6 protein-coding genes and 1 pseudogene are annotated in these 6,000 nt (G+C 68.8%); 2 read left to right on the plus strand and 5 right to left on the minus strand.

Annotated elements, in window-relative coordinates; genetic code table 11:
- Positions 1–53 precede the first annotated feature (53 nt).
- The gene (locus AB0447_RS25460; protein WP_366479070.1) at positions 54–431 is read right to left on the minus strand and encodes a helix-turn-helix domain-containing protein; all 378 of its coding nucleotides are present in this window, start codon (positions 429–431) and stop codon (positions 54–56) included.
- Positions 432–552: 121 nt separating this feature from the next.
- On the opposite strand from AB0447_RS25460, the gene AB0447_RS25465 reads away from it, so the two are divergent.
- A complete protein-coding gene (locus tag AB0447_RS25465) occupies positions 553–1,428 on the plus strand; it encodes an NAD(P)-binding domain-containing protein (protein ID WP_366479071.1) in 876 nt (291 codons plus the stop codon).
- 174 nt (positions 1,429–1,602) lie between these two features.
- On the opposite strand, the gene AB0447_RS25470 is transcribed toward AB0447_RS25465, so the two are convergent.
- A complete protein-coding gene (locus tag AB0447_RS25470; RefSeq protein ID WP_366479072.1) occupies positions 1,603–3,054 on the minus strand; it encodes an endonuclease/exonuclease/phosphatase family protein in 1,452 nt (483 codons plus the stop codon).
- 159 nt (positions 3,055–3,213) lie between these two features.
- Complete coding sequence (locus AB0447_RS25475; protein WP_366479073.1) at positions 3,214–4,080, minus strand: AraC family transcriptional regulator; 867 nt, start codon at positions 4,078–4,080, stop codon at positions 3,214–3,216.
- A 230-nt stretch (positions 4,081–4,310) separates the two neighbouring features.
- Here AB0447_RS25475 and AB0447_RS25480 point away from each other — a divergent pair, with 230 nt between their 5' ends.
- Positions 4,311–4,895, plus strand: a complete 585-nt coding sequence (locus AB0447_RS25480) for a class I SAM-dependent methyltransferase (RefSeq protein ID WP_366479074.1) — start codon at positions 4,311–4,313, stop codon at positions 4,893–4,895.
- Between the two features lie 76 nt (positions 4,896–4,971).
- On the opposite strand, the pseudogene AB0447_RS25485 reads toward AB0447_RS25480, so the two are convergent.
- Positions 4,972–5,325: pseudogene (locus AB0447_RS25485) on the minus strand (NAD(P)-binding domain-containing protein); the annotation flags it as partial.
- On the minus strand, positions 5,318–5,755 hold the full coding sequence (locus tag AB0447_RS25490; protein ID WP_366479075.1) for a hypothetical protein: 438 nt from the start codon (positions 5,753–5,755) through the stop codon (positions 5,318–5,320). The pseudogene AB0447_RS25485 and the gene AB0447_RS25490, both read right to left, overlap by 8 nt.
- Between the last annotated feature and the right edge of the window lie 245 nt (positions 5,756–6,000).

Consider the following 6,000-nt stretch of genomic DNA (forward strand, 5'->3'; position numbering starts at 1 on the left):
GCTCGCGCGGATAGGCGTGATGAGTGCGCGGCCGCGATCCGGCCGATCCGCTTCTATCGCGGAACTGTCCCGGCAACGTTGGTGGAGACCTTTTCGGCCCCGATCCGCCTCATGCGTTCGGTGCCCCATTGTCCCAATGAGGCCAGGGCCGCGTTGAGCGAGACGCCGTGCTCCGTCAGGGAGTACTCGACCTTCGGTGGCACCTCGCGGTACACCTCCCGGTGCACGAGCCCGTCTTCTTCCATCTCCCGCAGATGTTGGATCAGCATCTTCTCGCTGACGCCCGGCAGCCCGCGTCGAAGCTCGGCGAACCGGCGGGTCCCCCAGTGCTGCAACTCCCAGAGAATCAGCGATTTCCACTTGCCTGCGACTACGTCCATCGCCGCGTCGATGCCGCAGAAGTAGGGACCACGTCGTGCTGATGTTGCCATCCGCCCCTCCAAGACGTACTTACCTACGAGTGAGTACCTGACTAATTAGTCCGTACTGGTCAACCCTACTGGCAGCGGAGAGGATTCAGCCGAACGGTGAACACGAGGAGGAGTCCCAAGAATGACAACCAACAACGGCGTCCAGGTGAGTGTTCTCGGGCTTGGGGCGATGGGGAGCGCCCTCGCGGGCGCGCTGGTGAAGGCCGGATACGCGACAACGGTCTGGAACCGCTCACCGGGGAAGGCGGACGACCTCATTGCGCAGGGCGCGGAGGCCGCTGCCACGGCAGGCGACGCGGCCCGGGCCAGCGGGTTGCTGATCGTATGCCTGCTGGACCACGCGTCGGTGCATGAGGTGCTCGATCCGCTCTCCAATGAGCTGGCCGGACGAACCGTGATCAACGTAACCACGACGTCACCGGCTCAGTCACGGGAGTTGGCCGCCTGGGCTGCCCATGCCAAGGTCGCGTATCTGGACGGCGGCATCATGGCCGTACCGCACATGATCGGCCAGCCTGGGTCATCGATCCTCTACAGCGGATCGGCCGATGTCTTCAATCAGTACAAGCCGCTGCTCGACCTGTGGGGAACCAGTACCTACTTCGGTGAGGATGCCGGGCTGGCGTCCTTGTACGACCTCGCCCTACTCGCGGGTATGTACGTCATGTTCGCGGGATTCATGCACGGCGCCGCCATGGTCGCGCCGGCCGGCGTGACGGCGGGCGAGTTCGCTGCCATGGCCACACCTTGGCTGACCGCCATGACCGGCGCCTTCCAAGGGTTCGCCGCAGTCATCGACGGCGGGGACTACACCGTCGAGGGGCAGCAGAGCCTCGAGTTCTCCAACCTCGGTGACCTCCTGGCCGCCAGTTCCGACCAGGGCATCAGCACCGAGGTGGTCGCCATGGTCCAGCGGCTCATCCAACGCCAGATTGATGCAGGCCATGGAGAGGAAGGCTTCGCCCGAATCATCGAGAGCATCAAGCAGCCGGGCTGAAGGCTCGCGCGGACGGGCGTGGGGGCAAGGTCGTCTGGCTGCCGAGGTAGGACGCAGCCGCCGGACGCCTGACGGACGTTGTCCCGTGATCGCTCCGGGGGTGTGCCCGGGCTGCGCCGGGCGACGGCGGACTCAGGGGGATCTCCGCTGAGTCCGCCGTCGCCCGGGACTGCATCAGGTGGCTGGCAGGGGCACGGTGCCGTAGAGGGTCCAGTGGTCGGACTTGCCGGAGGTAGCGGAGACCGAGCACCGGGAGAACGTGTTCGGCGCGAAGATGTAGTCGAGCTTTCGCGTCGGGTTCCCGCCGGCGTCGGGGTTGGCGGTCGGCTTTCCGGTGCGGGGGGACAGCTTCCCTGCCGGCTGGTTGCATTCCGTGTAGGAGTCGTAGACAGGGTCGAGCGCCGTGCTCGGGCCGCCCTGATCCACCGTGGCCGCCGGGACGGGCGGCACCAGGTTCAGATCGCCGCCGAAGACAGGACGGTAGCCCTGCTCGGCGAATCCATCCGCCAAATCCCGCAGCTGCACGGCTTGCCGGGTTCGCCAGTATCCGGTGTCGTCGTCGTAGCCCTTGCCCGCGCTGGAGTGGGCAGTGCACGCCATCACCGCGCGGGAGGGAACGGACGCGCACAGGGCGGTGCGCTGCTCCTTGTCGTCAGGGGACTTGAGGTCGTATCTCTTGTACCAGGTGTTCTCGTCCGGGACGGCGAGGGCGACGCCGTAGGCTCCTCGGTCGGCGTCAGCAGCACCGCCCATGGCGCACTGCTTCTGGATGAGCGGGCTGCCACTGACGCGGTGGTGGATGGGCGCGAATCGCACGTCCCAGCCTCGGCCGGTTTGGCCCTCCAGCATCTCCTCGACCCGCTTGCCGTGCTTCTCGCAGAACTCCTGGAAGAAGATGACGTCCGGGTATCCGCCTATGGCCGGATCGATCAGACGTGCTCGAATCGCATCGCCGAGCTCCTGGTATCCGGCCTCGCCCTTGTAAGGCTCCACGTTCCAACCGCAGTTGCGGTTGACGTTGGCACAGACGTTCCAGGTCATGACGTTCAGGCTCGACGCGGGGGCCGAGCCCGCGTACGGGGCCTCCGCCTTGGTATCGACCGGCTCCAGTACGAACTCCGTGGCCGTGCCGGATGCCTGCGCGGTGACGCGCAGAGTGCCGTCCGCCCCCACGGCCACCGTCCTGCCGCCGTACCGCGGATCGACGGATCTGAAGGTGACGCCCACCGAGCCTTCGGGGGATTCCGTGTCCGCGGGCGGGGCGAAGTAGCGTGCCTCGAACTGCTGTGGGCTGCCCAGCCGGTGGCCGTGGGCACGGAGCATGCCGTTGCGGTCGCCCGCGTCGATGGGCTCGGGAGTCGCGAAGAACCCCGTGACCAGCGAGCGCAGGCCGATCGTCGTGCCGGCGTGGTTGGTGTGCAGGGTGAACTTCTGCCAGGAGCCGGTCCCGTCGCTCCTGGCCCGCATTCGCCACTCGTACGGGTCCGTGTCGTTCAACTCCACGGTCACGTACTTCTTCGTGAGCACGGACTTCAGCGCCCACTTCTGTCCGGCTGACTTGGCGACGTCTGCCGCGTCCGCCGAGACGTCCGCGGCCGAGGCTGACGGCGCCGACGTGACCGTCACGCCTGCTATCAAAGCAAGCATCGTGGCGAGAATGCTCAACGTTCGACGCATGCCCCTCCTCATCCTGGGTCAACAACGAAAAGCCGATCATAGGTTCGATCTTCACGGGCTCCGCGCGCCGGCCCGCCCGTAGGGGGCGAAGCCAGGCACCGCCACCGTTCAGATCGCGGTCCGCTCCACGGGGATCCACAGCTCCGCATCCGCCTCCGCGGCATCCTGCGACAGCCGGGTCCGCAGGATCTCGGGTCCCGGCCGGCTGCGGTACGGGTTGGACGGGAACCACTGCGTGAACACGTCCCGCCAGAGGTACTGGAGCGCCTGTGGAAACGGCCCGGAGCTCTCGAAGACGGCCCACGTCCCGGCCGGCACGGTGAGCGCATCCATGTCCTCGGGCACGGCGGCTCGGGTCACCACCCCGTGGTAGTAGTCGAGTTCGGTTCCTTCCGCCCGACTCGGATCGAGGTTCTCACTCACCCCTACGATCCCCTGCGGCTCCTGATCGGACAGACTCTGCATGCGCTGCAGCGTCTCCTGCCCGATGCCCCGGATGAAGTCGGCGATGGCAGGGTTCACCCCCTCGTACACGAGGGGGACGCGCGCCTTCCTGCCGACCACACGGAACTCGTCCTTCTCCACGACCCGGTATCGCATACTGCTACTCCCTTCGACGGTGAGGCGGAAGGAGAGCCGTGACTGGGACTGCAGACTCGCACCGGACCGCCTGGCCTCGCCGGGACCGACGCCGTGCATGACGCGGAACGCACGCGCGAACGCCTCCCCCGACGTGTAGCCGTACCGCACCGCGATCTCCAACAGCGTCCGGTCCCCGGCCAGCACCTCGGCACCGGCGACCGTAAGCCGCCTGCGCCGGATGTACTCCGACAGCGGAATTCCCGCCAGCGCGGAGAACAGCCGCCGGCAGTGGTACTCCGAAGTCACGACGATCCGCGCCAGGTCGGCCGCCTCGATCTGCCGATCAAGGTGCCACTCGATGTGCTCCATGGCCTGGTTCAGCCGCTCCAGCACCCCGGCCTCCTTCCCTTTCGATCACTCACGTTAGGAAGGAACCACCCTGCCCGGCCCGACATCCTGTGCCCGATCCGGTCGGGTGCGAGAGACGGCCGACGCCTCGCGCACATCACACCTGCATCAGCCACCGCCCGTCACTGCAGCCCGCCCGCCAGCGCCGCCGCGACCGATCCGGAGCCCGCCCCGCCCGACTCCTCGGCCGTGCCGCCCACCCGTGAAGGAGCTTCATGACCACCACCGCGTCCACCGCGAGTGCCGCCTACTGGGAGCCGCTTTGGGCTCAGGGTCGCCAGTACCGGCAGCTGGATGATGCCGAGAAGCGGCTGATGGACGAGCATCTCGGGCCCGGCCGCGCCCGCCTCGCCCTCGACATCGGCAGCGGCGCCGGCGCTCTGGCCCGGCACCTCCATCACGAGCTCGGGTATCGCACGACCGGCGTCGACTGCTCCCCGAGCGCCGTCGCCCTCGCCACCGCAAAGGACGCCGGCCCGGGCCCGGCCTGGCGGTGCCTGGACATCACCGCCGGCGATCTCGCCGCCCTGCCGGAGTCGGCATTCGCGGTCGTCACCTGCCGTCTGGTCTACCGGTGGATGGACGACAAGCGGGCGTTCCTCGACCGTGTCCGGCAGCTCCTCGCCCCCGGCGGGACCTTCTGGGTCGTCACCGAGATCACCGGCCGCCGCACCACCACCGATCCGGCCCTCCTGGAGCTCGCGATCACCCCCGCGGAGGCCGAGACACTCACGGCCGGATGGTCGGTCGTCCGCACCGCCGACCTCGACGTCCTGCGCTGCTACGCCCTGCGCCCCTGACCGCACCGGAAGCCGGCCCGGTGCCGAGATCTTCGGCGACGGGAACAGGGACACCCGGTCGGCACGGATTACTCCGCAGGTAGTCGGCGCCGTGTCCGGCGGCCCAGGCGGCCAGCTCACGGGCCTGGTCGGGGGTGCTGTTGGCCAGGTTGACCAGGGTGCGGCCATGCAACGCGGAGGCGGCGGGTCCGAGGGTCTGGCGTACAGCTTGGTGGTCGAGGAGCGGGGCGATCACCAGTGGGCCGGCGGCGACCGCCTCGGTGGTGGTCGTGGCGCGGAGGGCGCCCTGTGCGACGAGTGCGTCGGCTTTGGCGGCGGTGCGGTTCCATACGGTGGTCGGGTAGCCGGCGTTGAGGAACGCGGCGGCTATCGGGGTGCCCATCCGGCCGAGACCGAGGACCGTGACGTGTGGCTTCGTCTGCTCAGGCATTCCGCTCGCCCTTCGTGATCGTCTCGATGACGCTGGCGATGCCGCTGGAGCCGTGTCCGGTGGCCGCCGCCCGATCCAGCAGGTTCCCGATCAGCGCCGGCACGTCGGTGCCGATGCCGCGGGCCCTGCTGGTGTGCAGGAGGTGCTCCATCGCTGCCGCGTGCACCTCCACGGTGCCGTCGTCGTCCGGGAAGCGGCCGTCCTCGATCTGGCGGGCGTGGTCGGCCATCAGCGAGGTGACGAACGGCATGTGCCCCGTCGCCACCGCTGCGAAGGCCGCCGGGTCGACGCCGGCCGCGCCCACCAGGGCCACGGCGTGGTAGAAGCCCGCCAGCGCACCCCAGGCCAGACCGAACAGCGCCGTGTCGTACACCGGGGACAGCGCCGGGTCATCACCGAGGTGTACGGAGTTTCCCAGGCTCGCCAACACCGACCGGTGGGTGGCTAAGGCTTCCGGGGAGCCGCTGAAGACGAACAGCGCCTCGTGGGTTCCTGCGTGGCCGGCTGAGCGAGGCCCGGCGATCGCTGGACGAAACCCTGCGCATCACCGGCGATGCCGAGGCGGCTGTGCGTTCCCAAGTCGGCGTCTGCTACGCGGGGTTCACGATGCTGGCCGGGGAGCGACCCAACGTCGGGCCGGTCGGTGCGGTCGGTCAGGTCGGTGCGCTCGGTGCG

This window comes from Streptomyces sp. NPDC051211, from assembly GCF_040689505.1.
GTDB lineage: Bacteria > Actinomycetota > Actinomycetes > Streptomycetales > Streptomycetaceae > Streptomyces.

What these genes read in the sequence shown, in the direction of transcription:
- AB0447_RS25480 (WP_366479074.1), top strand. Translation starts at nt 4,311, where the DNA reads ATGACCACCACCGCGTCCACCGCGAGTGCCGCCTACTGGGAGCCGCTT.
- AB0447_RS25465 (WP_366479071.1), top strand. Translation starts at nt 553, where the DNA reads ATGACAACCAACAACGGCGTCCAGGTGAGTGTTCTCGGGCTTGGGGCG.
- AB0447_RS25460 (WP_366479070.1), bottom strand. Translation starts at nt 431, where the DNA reads ATGGCAACATCAGCACGACGTGGTCCCTACTTCTGCGGCATCGACGCG.